Raw genomic sequence first — 19183 nt, 5'->3', positions numbered from 1 at the left:
GAGTCCCTCGTCCTGGACGGGAGGCGGACCGGACCGACGTCCACCGGCCGAGCGGTCCGCCCCGCGGCTACCCTTCCGGCCATGTCCGACGAGCCCCACGGGGACCCCTCGCGCCTGGCGCGGCTCAACACCCGCGAGGAGCCGCACGTCGAGGCCGACGAGGCCGCCGCGATGCCGCTGCTCCTGCACTCCGTCGGGCTGTTCCGCGAGGTCCTGGGCGACCTGGCCGCCGTCGTGCGCCCCACGGGCATCGCCGAGATCGGCGGCGAGGGCGGTCTGCTGACGCAGGAGCTCATCGCCCAGGCCGAGGCGCTCGACGCCTCGGTGACCTGCATCGACCCGGCGCCCTCCGCGGTCCTCGAGGGCCTGGCCGGGACCACCCGGCTGGAACTCGTGCGCGCCTACTCCCCCGACGCGATCACCGAGCTGCCCGACTGCCAGTTCGTCGTGGTCGACGGGGACCACTCCTACGCCGTCGTGCGGGCCGAGACCGAGCGCCTGCTCGAGCGCGCGACCGCCGCCGGCGAGCACGCTCTGCTCGTCTTCCACGACGTCTGCTTCCCCTGCGGCCGTCGCGACTACTACTACGGCCCCGACGGCCTCGATCCCGCCGACGTCCATCCCCACGCCTTCGACACCGGGATGTCCGTCTTCGGCCACGACCCCGTCGTCGGCCGCGGCATGCGCAGCCGCGGCACCATGGGCATCGCCGACCACGCCGGCGGCGAGCGCAACGGCGTCCTGACGGCCGTCGAGGACGCGATCGTCGACCGCGACGACCTGCACCTGCGGGTCATCCCCGCGATCTTCGGCCTGGGCTTCGTCTACTCCCGTGACGCCCCGTGGGCCGCGGAGGCCGACCGCATCCTCGAACCCTTGGACCGCTCCCCCCTGATCGCCCGTCTGGAGCGCAACCGCCTGGCGCTGTACGCGAAGGTGCTCGAGCTGCAGGACGAGCTGGCCACGCAGGCGCTGGACCGCGACCGGGAGCGGGCCGTCTGGGAGGCCAGGCTGGCGCGGGCGAGCGGTGCGGACCTCGCCGCCAGGCTGGCGGCGCTCGACGGAGGCGGCCGATGAGTGCCGCGAGCGGTGCCGGTGCCGCCGGGACGGCCGCGCAGGCGGGCACCGACGTCCGTCGGCCGGACACCGTCCCGGCCGAGCTCGTCGCGGCCTGGGAGCTGCTCGAGCGAGGTGTCGTCGGCGCCGTCGTCGCCGACGTCGAGGGCGGAGCCACGTGGCCCACAGTCGACGAGGCCCAGCGACACCGGGAGCTCGGGCGCCGCCTGGAGTCCGCCGGGCACCTCCACCCGTCGCTCACCCCGGAGTCCTTCGCCGTGCTGCGGGAGCGGGCCGCCGAGCGGGCCGGCTCGGGGGCGCCGCTGGCCGCGATCTGGGCGCTCGTCCCGGAGTGGTGCCACCCCGGCGCGACCCGTCACGGCGTCGCGGACCTCGAGCTGGACCTCATCGCCGGGACGACGGTGCCCGACCCCGACGTCGCCCTGTTCCTGGAGGCGGCCGCGGCCGCCCGGCTGCCGATCTCCGCGATCTCGGCAGGACCGCTCTCCGCGGACCAGCTCCGGCGCCGCTTGGAGCACCCCGCGCTCGACGCCGTCACGTGGCGGGCGGTCCGGGCCGGCACGGACGACGACGGCGACGCCGCGGGTCAGGCCCTCGCAGCCGCGGGGAGCGCGCCCCGACCGATCCTGCTCCTCACCGCCCGGACCACCACGATCGACCACGAGTCCCTGCACGTCGTACGGCTCGGCGCCGGTCCGCGGGACGCGACGGCGCTCGAGCGTCTCGTGGCCCGCGTCGCGATCTCCGGTGAGGCCGGGGCGACCCCCGGCGCCGTGCGAGACGCGTGGGTCGCCGGCGCCGCCGAGCTCGGCCCAGTGCTCGTCGGCTTCGCGGAGTGGTCCGTCCGGCACGCCGCCGGGCACGCGGGCGCGCCGATCGTCGTCGCCGCCGATCGGGGTGGTCTCCTTCCCGAGCTCGTCGCCGAGATCGTCCGGGCCCTCGGACTCCCGGTGCCCGTCCGGGTCCTACCCGTGACGCCGGCACTCGTGGCCGCCGCGGCGGGGGGCGGCGCCGCGGTCGGCACCGCGCTGACGCTCGCGCTGGGGCGCGACGGCCGCCTCGCAGAGGTCGCCGAGATCCTCGGCCTGCCGGCCGGACACGACGACGTCGCGTCGCTCGCGACGGCGCTCGCCGCGGACCCGGCCCTGCAGGAGCGCGCGGCCGCCCGCGCCGCGGAGCTCTCCGCCGAGCTGGACGCCGGCATCGCCGCCCCGGCCGAGCACCCGGGCGTGCCTCTCGTCCTGTGCCACGTGGGCGGACCGGGCCGCCTGCAGGCGCAGCTCGCCCGGGCCCTCGCCGCCGCGGGCACGCCGCGTCACGTGGTCGGTCTGCACCTCGCGGGCGACGCGACCGCGGCCGACGCCATCCTCGGGCCGGCCGGCGGCGAGGTCCTGGGCTACCTCGCCAACCTCGGGACCCCGGCGGACGCGCACGCGGCCGCGACGTCGTGGCGGTCCCGCATCGAGGAGCTGGCCGGCGCGCCGGACCGCTCGAGGACTTCGCTCGCCGGGTCCGCGTCCGCATCAGCGGACGATCTGCGCGGGCTCCGAGTCGAGGCCGCGCGCCGGGGCGTCCTGGCGTTCCTCCGCCAGCACCTGCGCCTGCTCGCCGTGGCCGGCGACCCCGCGGCGCTCGTGTTCTCCGGTCCCGGGCTGGCGCTGCGACTCGCAGCGTCTTCGACGACGCCCTCCGTCGTGCCGGCGGCGCGACCCGCGGACGCCCTCGACCCGCCCGCCTGGATCGCACGGGTCATCGATCCGCTCGAGCGCGCTCTGACGGCGGCCCGCGGCGAGCTGGCGACCCGCGACGCAGTGGTCGGCAGCCGCGCCTACCGCCTCGTCCTGCGCCTGCGGGCAGTCGTGCGGCACCTCCGCGCCTGACCGCCGCCGTGCGGCATCCGCGGGGGCGGTCGCCTACGGTGGTCGGTGATGGGCGACGAACCGAGCACCACGCGCACCCCCGCGACCCGGCCGGCGGCGATCCCCACCGGCCTGCACCGGGCGTTCGACCTCCTCGAGAGCGGGGCGGCACGGGCGCTCTTCACCGACGTCTTCGACACGGTCCTCTGGCGCCGCGTGCCGGAGCCGGAGGACGTCTTCGTCCGTCTCGGGCACCGGCTGCGCGACGCCGACCACCTCCACGAGTCCCTGGCACCAGGCCCCTTCGCGATCCTCCGCCGCAAGGCGGAGCACGAGTCCCGGATGCTCCTGGGCGAGGCCATCGAGTCGCCCGAGATCCGCCTGCACGAGATCTACGACCGGATCCCCGAGTGGGTCCACCCCGGCCTGACGCGGGACGAGGTCGTGGCCCTCGAGGTCGCGCTGGAGCGCGAGATCACGGTGCCCGACCTCGACGTCGCCGAGGCGCTGCGGTACGCCAACGCGATCGGCGTCCCGGTCCTCGCGGTCTCCGACACCTACCTGTCCGCCGACCAGCTCGCGACGCTCCTGGACCAGCCAGGGCTCGACGGCGTGGTCTGGCACGCGATCGTCACGTCCTCCGACCATCGCGTGAATAAGGCCGGCACGCTCTTCGACCGCGCCCTGGAGCACGTCGACGCCGACCCGGAGTCCGTCGTCCACCTCGGCGACAACCCGCTCGCGGACATCGCCCCGGCGAAGAAGCGTGGGATCACGGGGATCCTGCTCGAGCGCCGCGACCCGCAGCTCGCGGCGATCATCGAGCAGGAGGAGCGCTTCGCGCACCCCTGCCCGCGGCCGATGACCGACAAGCCGGCGTCGCACCCCCACCCGGTCGCGCTCGGCGACTCGGTGCTGGCCCAGCTTCGCGCGAAGGCCGCCCGGCACGCCGACCTGGCCGACGTCCCGTCGGCGCTCCAGCCGTTCTGGCGCTACGGCGCCCAGGTGCTCGGGCCGGCGTTCACGGGCTTCGCCGAGTGGACGGCCCGGGAGGCCGCCGTCGTCGGCACCGGACGGCTCATGTGTCTCATGCGCGAGGGCTCGTTCCTGGGCGAGCTCGTCGACCGTGCTGCACGCGCCAACGACCTGCCGCTCGACACGCGGATGCTCAACCTCAACCGGCATCTCTCGACGATCGCCGCGATCGGCAGCGCGGACCGGTCCGACTTCCTGACGCTGCTCGAGCGGCGTTCGGCCGCGCCGCTGGGCCTGCTGCTGGAGACGCTCGGCATCGACCCCGTCCGGGTCCCGAGCCTGCGGCCGCACCTTGGGTTCCCGTCCTCGGACGCGACGGCTCGCGACGCCCTGATCCGCGCGCTGGAGGACCCGGCGCTGCAGGCGACGGTCTCCGAGCGGGCGGCCGTGCTCCGGGCGCGCGCCGTCGAGGCGATCAACCGCGACGCCCCGAACGGGCCGCTGCTCGTGTGCGACCTCGGCTGGGGCGCCTCGATCCAGCGGCGGATCGTGGCGCTCCTGAAGCAGGCGGGCGTCGAGCGCCACGTCATCGGCTTCTACATGGTCACCCACGAGGGGGCCAGCACCACGGTCGCGTCCGGCGCCGAGGTCCGCGGGTTCCTCGCGAACATGGGCGCGCCCGAGGCGGCGTGCCGGGCGATCGTCCGCTCGCCGGAGATCCTCGAGCAGGTCTGCATGCCCGATCACGGCAGCCAGATCGACCTGACCGCCGACCTCGAGCCGGTCTTCGCCCCGAACCCGCTGCCCGCCCGGCAGACGGCCGAGGCGGGGGCGGTGCGCGCCGGCATCCTCGCCTTCCAGCGCGAGTACCACCGCTACCGCGGCGTCGTCGAGGGCCTCGACGACCTGGCCGACCTGGGCGAGGCCCTGATCCCGCAGATCGCCCGCTCCGTGGCGGCGCCGACCGCCGACGAGGCGACGCGGTTCGGCGCGTGGGTCCACGACGAGAACCAGGGCTCGTCGGGCAACGAGGCGCTGGCCAACCCCGAGGCGGCGGCGACGATCCGCTACGTCGTCCCCGAGGGGCTCAGCCAGCTGCCGATGCAGAGCGTCTACTGGCCCTACGGCGTCGCCCGTACCGCCGACCCGGCCATCGCCGACGCGGCGATGCTCCACGAGACCGGCGAGATCCCCCTCGGCGTCCTCTCCACCCCGCTCGAGAGCGGGCGCATCACGATCGCCGGCGAGGGCGTCAACGTCGGCGACCCCTACGTCGGCGAGCCGCGGCGCAACGTCCGCGGGCTGACCCACGTCGGCACCAACGTGCAAGGCCGACACATCGCCAAGCTGCACCTGAAGCTCGGCACGGAGCCGGTGATCGCCCGGATTGACCGCCTCGAGCTGCGGCTCCACCTCCGCGACCGCGACGCGCCCGTGGTGGTCCGCCTCGAGGAGCACGCCCGGTCCGGCCAGATCGAGTTGCTCCACGCCACGACCCTCGGCGACGGCGTGTTCGCCACCCACCACGGCGATGCGACGCTGTCCTGGGCGACGGGCCACGTCACGAACGAGGAGATCTACCGCGTCGACGTCGAGCTCCTGCTCGCCGTCCTCCCGTGGTCCCCCCCTCCCGTCGGCGATCCGCGCTCCCCCGCCCGCATGGCCTCGTCCGAGGCGGTCCGGGGCGCGATGGAGCAGTCGCTGAGCTGGCGGGTCACCAAGGGCCTGCGGGCCGCGCGGCGCGGCTGACGCCACCGGGGCCGGCCCTCCGGGGCCCCCGGTCTCCTGGCCCCGGCCCGACGGTCCGCTCAGAGGAAGTAGCGGTCGAAGGTCAGGCCCCAGGAGGCCACGACCTGCACGAGCATCAGCGCGACGGCACCGACGGCGACGGGGCGGCGCCACCGCGCGGGCAGGCCGGTCAGGGCGAGCGCCACGAGCAGCCCGTAGAAGCCGATCATCGGGAACAGGTAGCGGACCTGCTCGAAGCCCTGACCGGTCTCGTCGCGGAACTGCTGGCCCCGGATGTTGATCATCACGGCGTAGCCGACGAACGAGCCAACGAGCCCGATCAGCGCGGCCCAGTGCCGTCGGGCGGTGGACCGCAGGCGCCACAGACCGGCGAGGGCCGCGACGAGGGCGACGGCCAAGATCCCCAGGAGCCGCTGGGACTGACCGGTGGAGAAGCCGTACTGGAACCAGCCGAAGCGGCCCATGAACGGCTGGAGGTAGACCTGCCAGACCGGGTTGTCCGGATAGCCTCGGAATTGAACGTCCATCCCCGGGAGCCGCGGCAGGTAGAACTGCCAGACGTACGAGAGGACGTCGCGGACCTTGCCCAGGCCGCTCGGCGCGCCCGACCCGGGCGTCGTCGCGGCCGCGTTCTCGGCCCCGGCGAGCAACCCTTGCGGCTGCCGCAGCTGGGCGACGACCCACTGGGGCAGGTACGCGAGGACGACGATCACGACCACCGCGAGGGCGAGCCGACGGGCGTCGATCCTGATCCGTCGGCGCTGCCCGATCAAGAGCCACGCGGTGCACCAGGCGGCCGCCGCGAGCAGGCCGTAGGCAGAGACCTTCGAGAGCATCCCGATCGACGCGCCGGCCCCGATGATCAGCGCCGAGCGCAGGTCGAGACCGCGGCGGAAGGCACGGGCCGCCCCGTAGAGCAGGATCGTCCCGCCGAGCGTCACCGCGAGGTCGTTGTTGACGGTCCCGGCGAGCCAGCCGTAGACCGGCTGCAGCGCCACGGCCAGCGCCCCGACCACGACCGCCACGGGGCGCCGCGGGAGCAGCTCCCGGAGGAAGAGCAGCACGAAGAGGACCGCGAGGGCTCCGATGAGCGCCGTTGTCAGCCGCATCGCCATCATCCGGCCCTCGACGGTGGCGCCCGTCGCCTTCGCGGCCAGGTACGGCACCGCGGTCACGTAGTTGTAGAGCGGTGGGTTGCCCGCTTGATATCCCGCGGCCTGGGGCGCGTCGCGGTTGGCCTCCGGGGCGTCGAACCGCTTCATGACCCGGTCCTGCGCGTTGCTGTCGTCGCGGTCCCACGACGGCAGCCCGGTGATCGACCAGGGGATGGTGATCAGCGTCTGGGTCGTGGAGATCGAGCTGAAGGCGCCGCTCCCGGCGGGCGTCGGCGGACGCCCGGTCTCGGCCACGCGCTCCGTATAGCCGTAGTGAACGATCTCGTCCGGGCCCTGGAAGAGCGGCGTCAGCACCGCCCACGACGCGGCGTGGACGAAGGCGACGAGGACGACGAGGAGCGTCGCGCGGCGCCACCAGCGGTCGGACCTCACCATCCGCCCCGCCGTCCGTCCGGACCGGCCAGTGGACCGGCGGCGCGAGGCACGTCCGTGCCGCCGGACGGCTCGGGGTCGGAGGGGGTCCGCGCGACCAGTACGAGCCCGGCCCCGCCGCCGAAGAGCACGAGGACGAGGCCGCCCAGGATGACGAGCGGCCCGACCCCGTCCGGCTTGAACGCCGTCGCGTGGTCCAGGCCGCGGCCGAGCAGCGACCCGGCGACGGCGTCCTGCCGGCCGATAAGGTCGAACCGGAGGGTCGGCCGCGCCTCGCGCTCGGGCTCGTTCGCCCCCTTGCCCGCGGTGAGCAGCGTGCGGCCGTTCCCGCCGGCGTCGAGGGACCGCGCCAGCTCCACCCGCTGCGCACCCACGTTGCGGACGCAGATCCGCCGCATGCTGGCGGGGAGGTCGCGGTCGAGCTCGACGAGGACGGGACCGCCGCCCTCGGGCGTCGACGCCGCTGCCGTCCCCCGGACGGACGCGCGCCGCCCGGTGACCGTCACGGAAAGTCGCGGAGCCGGGCGCACGGGGCGGCGGACGAACATCTCGACCCCGGTGGCCCCTTCCGGGAGCGCGAGGGCGTCGTCGCTCGTGGTGTCCGCGCACTCGCGGGCCCCCGGCTCAATCGCGGACCAGCTCGAGTTGCCGAGCAGGCGCGTGTTCGTCGCCAGCCGCTCGTCCCGACGATCCAGCAGGCTGCCGGCCAATGGGAGGACGCCCACGACGAGGACGACGACGGCGACGACGAGCGCGCGCCAGGGCAGCGTCCGGTCGCGCGAGCCGGGTGGGTCAGGCGTGGAGGACATGGACGGGTCGCGCCGTGGGACCGGGAGGCGATCCTGCGACGCGGGCAACTGTAGCCGCCCCGCCTCGGGCGCGGCCCCCTACGCCGGGCGCGACAGTCCCGGCGACCGGAGACGGTCCCTCAGGGCCGTGAGCGCCACGCCCGCGAGGATGGCCAGGAACGGGTCGGCGGGGATCCGGTAGCGCGGCGGGCCCAGCAGCGGCACGACGCTCAGCACGATCAGGACGGGGATCGCCCACAGCCACAGCGGACCGGGCCGTTCGTGCCGCCGCACGAGCAGCACGATCCCGGCGACGACCAGGGCGAGGAAGACCCAGAACGCCGCGGTGTACTCGCCCCACAGCGACTCGGGCACCCCGGTCTCGCGGAACGAGTTGCCGCTGCCCAGGTCGATGTCGGGCCACAGGTGGAACAGCTGCAGGGCGTGGACGCCGGTCGCGCCCACGACGAACCCCGGGTGGTCCTTGGCGAAGGCGATGCCCCGATCCCGGAGCTCGGCGTCGACCTGCGCCTCGTTCAGGTCCGGTCGGCCGAACAGCGGCTTCAGCGCGGGGACGTCCATCGGCAGCTGCCACGCCGCGTAGTACTTCCCGCCGGTGTCGGCATTGGAGTTGTAGGCACCCGCGATCGTGAACCCCGACTGCGTGCCCAGCGGGGCGAACGCCCCGAAGGCCTCCGCGTTGCGGACCGTCCACGGCGTCAGCGCGACGACGGTCCCGAGCAGCAGCACGACCGGGTCGGTCCACCGACGACGGGGGACCCACGCGGCGACCAGCAGCGGCAGCAACAGGATCCCGCCGTTGCTGCGCGTGAGCACCGCGACGCCGAGCAGCAGGCCGGCGGCCAGCACCCAGAGCGCGCTGCCCCCTGCGTCGCGGTGGCGGACCACCGCCCAGACGGCCCCGAGCACCAGCGGGACGAACAGCGACTCCGCCGTCAGCCCGCCGCCGACCCAGACGAGGCTCGGGAGCACCGCCGCGACGGCCGCCGTCCAGATCGCCAGCCGGACGTCCCAGAGGCGCCGCACGACGTCCCAGAGCAGCAGGACCCCCACGGTCCCCAGGAGCGCCGCGATCAGCCGCACGACCGTCCAGCGGACGCCGACGACCTCGTAGACGGCCGCGAGGAAGTAGGGGTAGCCCGGCGGGCGCAGCGCAGCCGGGCCGGCCGGGTCGGCGAACGTCGTGGGCGGGTAGGTCCCGAAGTACTCCAGGAACCGGCCGATCCGGTCGTAGTCCGCGGGGTCGCCGAAGGGCAAGTAGCCGGGCGTGGCGAGCACGACGACCACGCGCAGGGCCAGCGCCACGGCGAGGATCGCCCACGGCCACGCGGGCAGCACCCGGCGACGGGCGGAGGGCACTGGGGGCGCTGCCGCGGACACGCGGGGCAGTGTAGGAGCCCCGTACGCCGCACGCCGCAACGCGACTCCCGGGCCCGGCCGGGTCGCCGGGTCCGGGGCCCTCCTCCGGGAGCGCCCGTACGATGGCCCGGTGCGCTCCGTCTCCGTCGCCATCCCGGTGCTCAACGGGGGCTCCCGGCTGCAGGAGCTGTTCTTCGCGCTGGGCGAGCAGGACGGCCCCGAGCACGAGCTGGTCGTCTGCGACTCGGGCTCGGGCGACGGGTCCGACCTCGTCGCGGAGGCCGCCGGTGCCCGGCTGGTGCGCATCGAGCGCTCCGCCTTCGGACACGGCCGCACGCGCAACCTCCTGATGCGCGAGTCCTCGGGCGACGTCGTGGTCTTCCTCACCCAGGACGCCGTCCCCGCGGGGCGCTCGTGGCTGCGGACGATGGTCGAGGCGTTCGACCTGGCCGACGACGTGGCCCTGGCCTGTGGGCCGTACCGGCCGATCCCGGGGGCCAGCGTCGCGACGACGCGCGAGCTGAGCGAGATGTTCTCCGCGATGGCGGGCCCGGCGGGGACGCCCAGCATCTACCGGCAGCGCGACGTCCCCGACCCGCTGCGCCCGTCGCCCGCGACCTTCCACACCGACGCCAACGGCGCGCTCCTGCGCCGCGCCTGGGAGGACACGCCCTTCCGCGACGTCGCCTACGCGGAGGACCAGCTGCTGGCCGTGGACCTGCTGCGCGCGGGATGGGCTCGCGCGTTCGTGCCCGCGGCGGCTGTGGAGCACTCGCACGACTACCCCTTCGGCGAACGGTTCTCGCGGCTCTTCGACGAGTTCCGCGCCCTCCACGAGGTCTACGGGATGCGGTCCTCGGCCGCCCCGCGCGCCGTCCTGGGCGGCATCCGGCGGCAGACGGCGGCGGACCGCGCGTGGGTGCGGGCGCGCGGCGTCTCGGCGGGGTCCCTGGACCGCACGACGCTCGCCTCGTTCGTGCACCACACCGAGCGCGCCGTGGCCTCCGTGGCCGGCACCCGGGCGGATCGACTGCCCGCGCCCGTGCGGCGCTGGTGCTCGCGCGACGGCATCGCGACCGTCGAGCGGCTGGACCTCGAGGCGTAGTCCGGGGCCGGGGCGGCTGCGCCCCGGCGCCCGCGACCCCGGCCGGCGATCCCGTCGCCACCGCGCCGCGCCGCGATCCGGTTCACACTGGACGGCGTGGACCCGTCGTTGTACCTCCGCCACCTCCGCCGCCTGCTGACCGGCCTCCCGCGCCGGGCGGTCCTGACCGTGCAGCACCTCGGCTGGGCCGAGCTCGGCCGCCGCGTTGTCTCCGCCCCGGTCCGGCTGCTTCCCGGCAGTGCCGTCGGAGGCGTCGGCGACGCCAGCGGACCGGCCCGCGCCTGGTACAAGCGCCACGCGCGCCCCGTCGCGATCGTCATCCCGTCCTACGGCTCGCCGGACCTCGTCGCCGACGCGGTGAAGAGCATCCGGAAGACGACCGACCCCGCGAAGGTCCGGATCGTCGTGACCGACGACGGCTCCGCCCCCGAGCACGTCGCGGCCCTGAAGGCGCTGGCGGTCGAGCACGGCTTCGAGACCGTCCTCGGCGCGGAGCAGCGCGGCTTCGCGGCCAACTGCAACCGCGGCCTGGCGACGGTCCGGCGCGACGAGGACGCGGTCCTCCTCAACTCCGACGTGATCGCCCAGCGCGGCTGGCTCGCGGCGCTGCAGTACGCCGCCTACCGCCGCGACTTCGACCTGGTGGGGGCGCGTCTGCTCTATCCCGACACGTCGATCCAGCATGGCGGCGTGCTGCGCAACCACGACCAGCCGCAGTGGTTCGACCACCGGTTCCGCTTCAAGCCCGCGGACTTCCCGCCGGCGAACGTCGAAGGGCCGACGCTCGCGGCCACCGGGGCGGCGCTCTACATCACGCGCGGCACGCTCGACGAGATCGGCGAGCTCGACGAGGGCTTCGGCATGGCCTACGAGGACGTGGACTACTGCCTGCGGGCGTGGGCTCACGGCAAGCGGGTCGGCTACGCCCCGCAGTCCGTGCTCTTCCACCACGAGAGCAAGACCCGCGGCACCGTCCAGGGCGACCGCGAGCTCGCCTCGCAGCAGCGCTTCTGGGACCGCTGGGGCCAGGACCTCGACCACCGACCCGTGCGCGCCGAGGACGGCGGCCTGCGCGTGATCTACGTGACGCAGGACACCGGCATCGGCGGCGGTCACCGCGTGATCTTCACCCACCTGAACGGGCTGCTCGAGAAGGGCCACCACCCCGAGCTCTGGACCCTCGACGAGGACGGCGGACCCGACTGGTTCGATCTGCAGGTCCCCGTCCGGACGTTCGACTCCTACGCGGAGCTCGCTCACGAGCTGGGACCGATCGACGCCATCAAGGTCGCGACGTGGTGGGAGACGTCCTCCTGGGTCTGGGAGGCCTCGCTGTTGCACGGCATCCCGGTCTACCTCGTCCAGGACGTCGAGAGCTCGTACTACGCCTCCCCGAAGGACCACGCCAAGGTCCACGCGAGCTACCGACCCGAGTTCGCCTACCTCGCCGGGTCGATCTGGGTGGCGGACGAGCTGAAGAAGCTCGGCGTCGCGGACCCGCTGCCGTTCACCCCGGGCCTGGACGTCGACACCTACCGCACCCTGCCGGACGTCGCGCGGACCGAGGGGACGATCCTCTCCACGGCGCGCTCCAACCCGCTCAAGGACTTCCCCCTCACGCGCGCCGCGTACGAGCGCCTGCCGGAGCCAAAGCCACGCCTGACGCTCTTCGGGTCCGAGCCCGAGCTCGCCGAGGGCCTCGGCGACGCCGTCACGTTCCTGCGCTTCCCCTCCGACGAGGAGGTCAACGTGCTCCTCAACGAGACCTCCGTGCTCGTCCAGACCTCGAAGCACGAGGGCTTCTGCCTGCCGCCGCTGGAGGCCATGGCCGCCGGCGCGGCGGTCGTCTGCACCGACTCCAACGGCAACCGCGACTTCTGCGTCGACGGCGTGAACTGCCTCATGCCCGGCCGCGACCCCCAGGACGTGGCCGACGCCCTCCAGCGCCTCCTGACGGATCGCGACCTGCGCGAGCGCCTGATCGCCGCCGGACACGAGACCGCGGCGAGCTACGCCTGGCCGAGGAAGATCGACGCCCTCGAGGCGTTCTACGAGCGGCTGGCGGACGAGCGGGCGGACACCACGGCGACCCGGGCGGGCGCGGCTCGGGCCTAGCCGTCGTCAGGATCGACGCGACGACGGGCAGGACCGCGGCTCAGACGTAGAAGCGCCCGGCCGTCGCCAGGATCGAGGCGAGGACGTGCAGCACCGCGACTCCGACGAGCCCGACCGCGAACCACGGTCGGACGCGGTCCGGCGTGCCGCGGAGGGCGAGCAGGACCACCACGACGGCGACCGGCAGCGCGGGCAGCAGGTAGCGCGGCTGCGTGAAGCGGTCGCCGCCCGACACGAGCGCCGAGTAGTCGGCGCGCGCGATCGTGAGGAGCAGCCCGGCGAGCAGCAGCAGGAAGGCGGCGGCGATCGCTACCTGCCGCACCCACGCCGCGCGACCGGCGTCACGTGCGGGCAGGACCCCCCGCACGCCGCGCACCCCCAGGAAGGCGATCCCGATCCACAGGGGCGGCAGGACCTTCTCGACCCACGTCGGCAGTCCGACGTCGAGCCAGCCGTAGCGGCCGACGAACCCGTTCAGCCAAAACGTCCGTGGCCCGACGCCGGGAGCGAGGTCGTCGATGCCCGGCAGACGGGGCAGGTAGAGCTGCCAGGCCGACGAGAGGAACGAGACCGGGCCGGAGCCCGGGGCGACCGTCGCGTCCACCTCGGACCGCACGACCGCGGTGAGGACGCCGGGGACGATCGAGCGGTCGCTCGCGACGCACCACGCGATGTAGGCGAGCAGCGGCACGGCGAGGCCCGCCGCGAGCCCCGCGACCGCCCCGGTAGAGCCCGGCGGCCACCCGCGCCGCACCGCGATCGCGAGCGCGAGGAGCACGAGCACGGCGATCCCGGGGACGAGCGCCAGCGCCGTCAGCTTCACAAGGATCAGCGCCACGAGGAGCATCCCGAGTCGCAATCCGGTCCAGCGGTCCGGTTGGTCGACGAACGTCAGGGCCGCCCACATCGTCCAGACCGCGGCCGTGACGAGGGGGACGTCGGGCGTGACGCCCCCGGCGAGGAAGCCCAGGAGGGGCGCGAGGCCGGTGAGCAGCCCGACGGTGACGGCCCACTCGGGCCGCCGCGGCGCCAGGCGACGCGCGAGCGCCATGGCCCCGGCGGCCAGCGCCCCGAGCGCGAGGATCCCGACGAGACGGACCTGCCAGACCCGGTCCAGGACGTTCCCGGCCGCGACCTTCGCGACGGCCCCAGCGAGCAGGTAGTACCCCGGCGGCTGGCCCGTCGCGGACGTCCGGCCGTCGGGCACCGACGCGTCCGGGATCGCCGCCAGACCGGCACGGATGCGGGAGTCGTCCGCGGCGCTCCACGGCGGTCGCAGCGACGGGTGTCCCGGGAGGCCGTTGGCGCCGACGAGGATCATGGCCATCTCCTGATCCGGGGCGACCGGCACCCCGGCGGCCAGGCCGTTGGGGAGCGTGCCGTGGTCCGCGACGTAATCGGCATAATGGAAATGGCTCCACTCGTCGGGCACCTCGAACGGCGGCGTCACGATCGACCAGGCCGCGCCGTGCGCCAGCGCCACCCCGACGACGACCGCCCACGTCCCCCGGGACGGGAGCCGGCCGGGCGACCACGCCAGGACGACCAGGACGAGCGCCGCGCCGCTTGCGAGCGCCAGGAGGACGAGCGCGCCGGGCAGGCCGACCCAGCGCGCGGGGGCACTCGTGGCCCGGGTGGAGCGGTCGACGATCGCGCCGAGCACGCTCCAGACCGTCTCGGGCTCGGCGCCCGTGAGCCGCAGGGCGGGGACGTCGCCCTGGCCGAGGACCGCGACCGGCGGTCCGGCGACGTGCTCCAGGCAGACGCGGCGGGGCCGCCCGTCGGGGTCGACCGCACCAAGGCCGGGCCGGATCACGGTGGAGGCGCCCACGACGGCGGGCGCGCCACGGACGGCCGGCACGCCGAGCCCCGAGGTGAGCGTCCGGACCGTAGCCCCGGATCCGCCGGCTGCGACCGTGAACGCCGCGCGCGCGGCCCCGTCCGGCAACGGCCCGACGTCGGCGCAGGCCTGCGCCGGCGTTCCGATCGCGAGCGTCGCCACGGGCTCCTGCGCGAGGGTGGGCTGGACGTAGCGGTCGCGCCACCCCTGCCCGGAGCAGACGACGAGGACGAGGACGACGGCCGCGACAGCGAACCCGATCGCGAGGAGGGCGGCGGACTGACGGGGGCGGCCTATGCCCGTCGACGGACCGTGTGGGTGTTCGACGGCCATCCGGCCCGGCCGACGGACGTCAGCCGCCGGGGGTGGTGCGGCGCAGCCCGATGATCGAGAGCAGGAAGCTCGAGAAGAACACCTGCACCCCGATGACGATCGTCGTCACCGACGCGATGGCCAGGTTGATCTGGCTCAGCGCACCGAAGTCGTCGGCGGCCCAGCGGATGATGATGATCGCGGCGGCGATCACGCCGACCAGGATGACGGCACCGCCGATGGCGAGCCCGTGCTCCAGCCGGAACCGTGCACGCATCCGGTCGAACCACGGGTCGACGTCCCCCATGAAGTACATGCCGTAGGCGTGCGCGCAGAGGCCGAGCGACACGACCTGCGTCCCGATGATCGTCAGCAGCGCGCCGGCCATCAGGCTGTGGACGCTCCAGTCGCGGCCGAGGATGTTCACGCCCGACAGGACGGTCGCCATGATCAGCGCACCGACGACCGTGAGGAACAGGCCCGGGATGAGGAAGAGGTGCGTCGGCGAGTGCGCCAGCAGGAACCGCAGGTGCCGCCAGCCGTCGCGCCACGTGGAGAGCTTCGACTCACCACCGCGGGGGTGGTACTGGATGTCGAACTCGCGGATGTCGAGCTTGGCCTTGCTCGCCCGGATGACCATCTCGGACGCGAACTCCATGCCCGGCGTCCGCAGGTCCATCGCCGGCAGGGCGCTGCGCCGGACGGCGCGCATGCCGCAGTGGGCGTCGCGCACGCCGGTCTTGAAGAGCAGGTTGAGGAACCCCGACAGCAGCGGGTTGCCCACGTACTGGTGCAGCCACGGCATGGCGCCGGGCTGGATGTTCTTCATCCGGTTGCCCATGACGAGGTCGGCGCCGTCGTCGAGCTCGCGGACGAAGTTCGGGATCTCGTGGAAGTCGTACGTCAGGTCGGCGTCGCCCATGACGATGTACTTGCCCTTGGCGGCGGAGAAGCCGCCCATGTACGCCGCGCCGTAGCCGCGGGTCGGGACGTGGACCACGCGCGCTCCGGCCTGGGCGCCGAGCTCGGCGGAGCGGTCCGTCGAGTTGTTGTCCGCGACGACGACCTCGCCGGTGATGCCGGCGTCCGCGATCGCCTCGCGGGCCTGGGTCACCACCGCGACGATGTTCTCCTCCTCGTTCAGGCACGGGATCACGACCGACACGAGGAGGGGGTGATCGGGGTCCGTCGCTGGAGAGTGCGGGGTCTGCGGGGAGATCGTGGCGCTCATCGAGGTGGCTGCGAACGTGGGACGAACCGGCGGCACCGGCGCGCGCGACTGCCACGTCAGAGGCCTTCGACAGGCTAGAGCACGGTCCGTGGCGGGCGCGTAGGGCCCCCTGATTGCCCGCTGCCGGGGTGCAGCGGGCCGGACACGGCGCGTACGATCGCTGCCATGGCCCTCGCCTCCACGGCATCCGACATCGTCACCGGGGTCTGCATGACCGTGGTCCTCGGCATGGCCGGCCTGCTCGTCTTTCGCGCCACGCGCCAGCGTGCCGAGGACGTCGAGGAGGACGACCGCGGCGACCGGCCGGCCTAGACCTGGGTCGCAGGGCCGAGGCCCGACGTCAGCGCGGTCGCGAGGGCGTCCCCACGCCCCGCCTCGACCTCGACGACGCCGCCCCGCGCAGCGAGGCACGTCCGGATCCGCCCTCGCCCGACGGAGCGGTCGATGCGCGGGACTCCACCGCGCCCGTCCAGCCACACCAGGTCGAGCGCGAACCGCATGCCGACCGTGTGGACCGACCGGACCGGGAGCCACAGGCCCTGCCGGATCCCGAGACCGTCGCGGCCGAGGAGCCCGCGACCGCGCGCCACGGGCGAGACGGCCCCGGTGACCGTCCATCCGTCGGGCACCCGAGGAGGCGACGTGCGTCTGAAGAGCGTCACAACCCGACCGTGCCACGCAGCGTCGCGGCGAGCCGGGCGGCCTCGAGATCGCATCTGGCCCGACGCCCTTTCGGTGCAGATGCGCCTCTACTCCGGCTATCTGCCCGATAACGGGCAGGATCCGATTGCAATCTCCGTGCGAGTGCGTCACCATGCTCTCTCGTGACCGCCGCCCGGTCGTCGTCCTCGTTCGAGGAGCTGCGCACCCACCTCTCGCGCACCACGTCGCTCAGCCCGTCCGAGGCCGACCGCGTGATCGCCGAGGTGCTCGCGTACTTCGACGAGGACGTCCCCGGGTTCGTGCGTCGCAGGCACACCGAGCTGCAGTCCCGAGGGGTCCGCAACGACGACGCGTTCGAGCGGATCGCGGCGGAGCTGGGGACCAGGCGGTACAGCCCACAGGTGCTGTCCGTCAGGCAGTTGCGCAGGATCGTCTACACGTAGGAGGAATCCCCAGTCATGTGCGGCATCGTTGGCTACGTCGGCTCCCGCAACGGGGTCCCCATCGTCCTCGAAGGGCTCCAGCGCCTGGAGTACCGCGGCTACGACTCCGGCGGCATCGCCGTGGCCGGGGCCAGTGGGCTCAAGGTCCACAAGGCCAAGGGCCGGATCGCGGACCTGAAGGCCTCGCTCCCCAAGCGGATCAAGGGCTCCCCGACCATCGGCCACACCCGCTGGGCGACCCACGGCGCCCCGACGGACCAGAACGCGCACCCGCACGTCGACTTCAGCGAGCGCTTCGCCGTCGTCCACAACGGGATCATCGAGAACGCGCCGCACATCAAGGCCCGCCTGCAGGCCGACGGCATCGAGATCGTGTCCGAGACCGACACGGAGCTCGTCGCCCACCTGATCGGCCAGGCCGCGCAGGAGCACGACGACCCGGTCGAGGCCCTGCGCTCCGCGTTGCGCCACGTCGAGGGCGCCTACGGCCTCGCCGTCCTGGACGCCAAGCACCCCGACCGCGTGATCGTCGCCCGGCTGGGCAGCCCGATCGTCCTGGGCCTCGGCGACCGCGAGATGTACGTCGCGTCCGACGTCGGCGCGATCGTCCGCCACACCAAGCAGGTCGTGCACCTCGAGGACGGCGAGATCGCGCTGCTCGAGGCCGACGGCTTCACGACGTCGACGCTCGACGCCCGCCCCGTCCAGAAGATCTCCGAGAGCGTCGACTTCGACGCCGAGGACTTCGACATGGGCGAGCACCAGCACTTCCTCCGCAAGGAGATCGGCGAGCAGCCCGAGGCCGTCGAGCGGACGATCTCCGGCCGCCTCGACGAGCGCTTCTCGACGATCAAGCTCGGCGGCCTGAACCTGCACCCCAACGAGCTGCGGTCGTTCAAGCGCGTCTACATCCTCGGCTGCGGCTCGGCGTACTACTCCGGCGAGGTCGGCGCCCAGCTGATCGAGGAGCTCGCGCGCATCCCCGCCACCGCCGAGGCCGCGTCCGAGTTCCGGTACCGCAACCCCGTCATCGACCCCGACGGCCTCTACATCGCCGTCAGCCAGTCCGGCGAGACCGCCGACACGCTCGCCGCCGTCGAGGAGCTGACCCGCAAGGGCGCTCGCGTCCTGGGCGTCGTCAACCAGGTGGGCTCGGCCATCGCCCGCGCCACCGACGGCGGGATCTACATCCACGCCGGCCCCGAGGTCTCCGTCGCGTCGAGCAAGAGCTTCACGTCGACGTGCGTGGCGTTCGCGATGCTCGCCGTGCACCTGGGCCGCATCCGCGACCTCTCCCCCGCCGACGGCGACCGCCTGATCACCGCGCTGCGCGAGCTGCCGGCCAAGATCGCCGCGGTCCTCGAGCAGGAGGAGAAGATCATCGAGGCCGCCGGCTGGCTCTCGCAGTTCGAGAACGCGATGTTCATCGGCCGCGTGCGCGGCTGGCCGATCGCGCGGGAGGCGGCCCAGAAGATCAAGGAGGTCGCCTACATGCACGCAGAGGCGTACCAGGCGGCCGAGCTCAAGCACGGTCCGCTGGCCCTGATCGACGAGCAGATGCCCGTCGTCGCCGTCGTCCCGGACGACGAGCTGGGCGAGAAGCAGCGCTCGACGCTCCACGAGATCCGCGCGCGGTCCGGCCCGATCCTCGCGATCTCGCACACCGAGCTCCCGCAGGAGCTCGCCGAGCGGACGATCGTCATCCCGAGGACCGAGCCCGAGCTCGACCCGATCCTGCTGAACATCCCGCTGCAGCTGCTGGCCTACCACGCCGCCCTGGCGCTGGACCGCGACATCGACAAGCCGCGCAACCTCGCCAAGAGCGTCACGGTCGAGTAACGGGCGACGGGCGGTCACGGGGCGGCACCCGCCGCCCCGTGACCGCCCGCACGCATCGGCGATACCCGCCGGACACCGGTCCGTCACCGTGATGCCGGACCGGAGCGGCATCCTCGACTGGTGCGCTCCGTCCCCTCCCCCGTCGCCCCGCGCGACGGATCCGCCCGGCCGGTGCGCGCGTCGGACCCGACTCCCGTGCCCGCCCGGCCCGCGCCGACCGTCCGGGCCCGCCGCGCCACGGCTCCCGCCGAGCGCGTCGT

The 19183-nt window shown here is 74.2% G+C and carries 14 protein-coding genes; 8 read left to right on the top strand and 6 right to left on the bottom strand.

Annotated elements, in window-relative coordinates:
* The first annotated feature begins 81 nt into the window (after positions 1 to 81).
* Genes Q7T67_RS10240 through Q7T67_RS10230 form a run of 3 tightly spaced genes read left to right on the top strand, consistent with a single transcriptional unit; the run spans position 82 to position 5660 of the window.
* Positions 82 to 1077 carry a class I SAM-dependent methyltransferase gene (locus tag Q7T67_RS10240; RefSeq protein ID WP_304788713.1) on the top strand — a complete coding sequence of 332 codons (996 nt, stop codon included), beginning with the start codon at positions 82 to 84 and terminating at the stop codon, positions 1075 to 1077.
* Complete coding sequence (locus tag Q7T67_RS10235) at positions 1074 to 2957, top strand: hypothetical protein (RefSeq protein WP_304788711.1); 1884 nt, start codon at positions 1074 to 1076, stop codon at positions 2955 to 2957. The genes Q7T67_RS10240 and Q7T67_RS10235 overlap by 4 nt, the downstream gene beginning before the upstream one ends.
* A gap of 48 nt (positions 2958 to 3005) precedes the next feature.
* Complete coding sequence (locus Q7T67_RS10230; protein WP_304788710.1) at positions 3006 to 5660, top strand: HAD family hydrolase; 2655 nt, start codon at positions 3006 to 3008, stop codon at positions 5658 to 5660.
* A gap of 59 nt (positions 5661 to 5719) precedes the next feature.
* Here the strand turns inward: Q7T67_RS10230 and Q7T67_RS10225 are convergent, their stop codons facing one another.
* The 3 genes from Q7T67_RS10225 to Q7T67_RS10215 form a co-directional block, all read right to left on the bottom strand.
* A complete protein-coding gene (locus tag Q7T67_RS10225) occupies positions 5720 to 7210 on the bottom strand; it encodes a DUF2142 domain-containing protein (protein ID WP_304788709.1) in 1491 nt (496 codons plus the stop codon).
* Positions 7204 to 8016, bottom strand: a complete 813-nt coding sequence (locus Q7T67_RS10220) for a hypothetical protein (protein WP_304788708.1) — start codon at positions 8014 to 8016, stop codon at positions 7204 to 7206. The genes Q7T67_RS10225 and Q7T67_RS10220 overlap by 7 nt, the downstream gene beginning before the upstream one ends.
* Positions 8017 to 8094: 78 nt before the next feature.
* Entirely contained in the window at positions 8095 to 9396 is a 1302-nt protein-coding gene (locus Q7T67_RS10215) for a glycosyltransferase family 39 protein (RefSeq protein WP_304788706.1), read from the bottom strand.
* A gap of 109 nt (positions 9397 to 9505) precedes the next feature.
* On the opposite strand from Q7T67_RS10215, the gene Q7T67_RS10210 reads away from it, so the two are divergent.
* Both Q7T67_RS10210 and Q7T67_RS10205 read left to right on the top strand, forming a co-directional pair.
* A complete protein-coding gene (locus Q7T67_RS10210; protein WP_304788704.1) occupies positions 9506 to 10480 on the top strand; it encodes a glycosyltransferase family 2 protein in 975 nt (324 codons plus the stop codon).
* A 96-nt stretch (positions 10481 to 10576) separates the two neighbouring features.
* Complete coding sequence (locus Q7T67_RS10205; protein ID WP_304788701.1) at positions 10577 to 12595, top strand: glycosyltransferase; 2019 nt, start codon at positions 10577 to 10579, stop codon at positions 12593 to 12595.
* Between the two features lie 40 nt (positions 12596 to 12635).
* On the opposite strand, the gene Q7T67_RS10200 is transcribed toward Q7T67_RS10205, so the two are convergent.
* Positions 12636 to 14768, bottom strand: a complete 2133-nt coding sequence (locus Q7T67_RS10200) for a DUF2142 domain-containing protein (protein ID WP_304788699.1) — start codon at positions 14766 to 14768, stop codon at positions 12636 to 12638.
* A 19-nt stretch (positions 14769 to 14787) separates the two neighbouring features.
* Positions 14788 to 15978 carry a glycosyltransferase family 2 protein gene (locus Q7T67_RS10195; RefSeq protein ID WP_304788697.1) on the bottom strand — a complete coding sequence of 397 codons (1191 nt, stop codon included), beginning with the start codon at positions 15976 to 15978 and terminating at the stop codon, positions 14788 to 14790.
* Positions 15979 to 16143: 165 nt separating this feature from the next.
* On the opposite strand from Q7T67_RS10195, the gene Q7T67_RS10190 reads away from it, so the two are divergent.
* Complete coding sequence (locus Q7T67_RS10190) at positions 16144 to 16290, top strand: hypothetical protein (protein WP_304788695.1); 147 nt, start codon at positions 16144 to 16146, stop codon at positions 16288 to 16290.
* Here the strand turns inward: Q7T67_RS10190 and Q7T67_RS10185 are convergent.
* On the bottom strand, positions 16287 to 16607 hold the full coding sequence (locus tag Q7T67_RS10185; RefSeq protein ID WP_304788693.1) for a DUF192 domain-containing protein: 321 nt from the start codon (positions 16605 to 16607) through the stop codon (positions 16287 to 16289). The genes Q7T67_RS10190 and Q7T67_RS10185 overlap by 4 nt on opposite strands.
* A 195-nt stretch (positions 16608 to 16802) precedes the next feature.
* Between Q7T67_RS10185 and Q7T67_RS10180 the strand changes: the two genes are divergently transcribed.
* Entirely contained in the window at positions 16803 to 17084 is a 282-nt protein-coding gene (locus Q7T67_RS10180) for a hypothetical protein (RefSeq protein WP_304788691.1), read from the top strand.
* A gap of 15 nt (positions 17085 to 17099) precedes the next feature.
* Positions 17100 to 18923 carry a glutamine--fructose-6-phosphate transaminase (isomerizing) gene (gene glmS / locus Q7T67_RS10175; RefSeq protein WP_304788689.1) on the top strand — a complete coding sequence of 608 codons (1824 nt, stop codon included), beginning with the start codon at positions 17100 to 17102 and terminating at the stop codon, positions 18921 to 18923.
* Positions 18924 to 19183: the final 260 nt, after the last annotated feature.

Origin of the sequence: Patulibacter sp. (assembly GCF_030655195.1) — a bacterium.
GTDB lineage: Bacteria > Actinomycetota > Thermoleophilia > Solirubrobacterales > Solirubrobacteraceae > Patulibacter.
The sequence above is the reverse complement of the archived record's forward strand: the minus strand, read 5'-3'. Positions and strand labels throughout refer to the sequence as shown.

Excerpts from the sequence above, each read along its gene's own strand:
- Q7T67_RS10240 (WP_304788713.1), top strand. The coding sequence starts at position 82 with ATGTCCGACGAGCCCCACGGGGACCCCTCGCGCCTGGCGCGGCTCAAC.
- Q7T67_RS10235 (WP_304788711.1), top strand. The coding sequence starts at position 1,074 with ATGAGTGCCGCGAGCGGTGCCGGTGCCGCCGGGACGGCCGCGCAGGCG.
- Q7T67_RS10230 (WP_304788710.1), top strand. The coding sequence starts at position 3,006 with ATGGGCGACGAACCGAGCACCACGCGCACCCCCGCGACCCGGCCGGCG.
- Q7T67_RS10225 (WP_304788709.1), bottom strand. The coding sequence starts at position 7,210 with ATGGTGAGGTCCGACCGCTGGTGGCGCCGCGCGACGCTCCTCGTCGTC.
- Q7T67_RS10220 (WP_304788708.1), bottom strand. The coding sequence starts at position 8,016 with ATGTCCTCCACGCCTGACCCACCCGGCTCGCGCGACCGGACGCTGCCC.
- Q7T67_RS10200 (WP_304788699.1), bottom strand. The coding sequence starts at position 14,768 with ATGGCCGTCGAACACCCACACGGTCCGTCGACGGGCATAGGCCGCCCC.
- Q7T67_RS10195 (WP_304788697.1), bottom strand. The coding sequence starts at position 15,978 with ATGAGCGCCACGATCTCCCCGCAGACCCCGCACTCTCCAGCGACGGAC.
- Q7T67_RS10190 (WP_304788695.1), top strand. The coding sequence starts at position 16,144 with ATGGCCCTCGCCTCCACGGCATCCGACATCGTCACCGGGGTCTGCATG.
- glmS (WP_304788689.1), top strand. The coding sequence starts at position 17,100 with ATGTGCGGCATCGTTGGCTACGTCGGCTCCCGCAACGGGGTCCCCATC.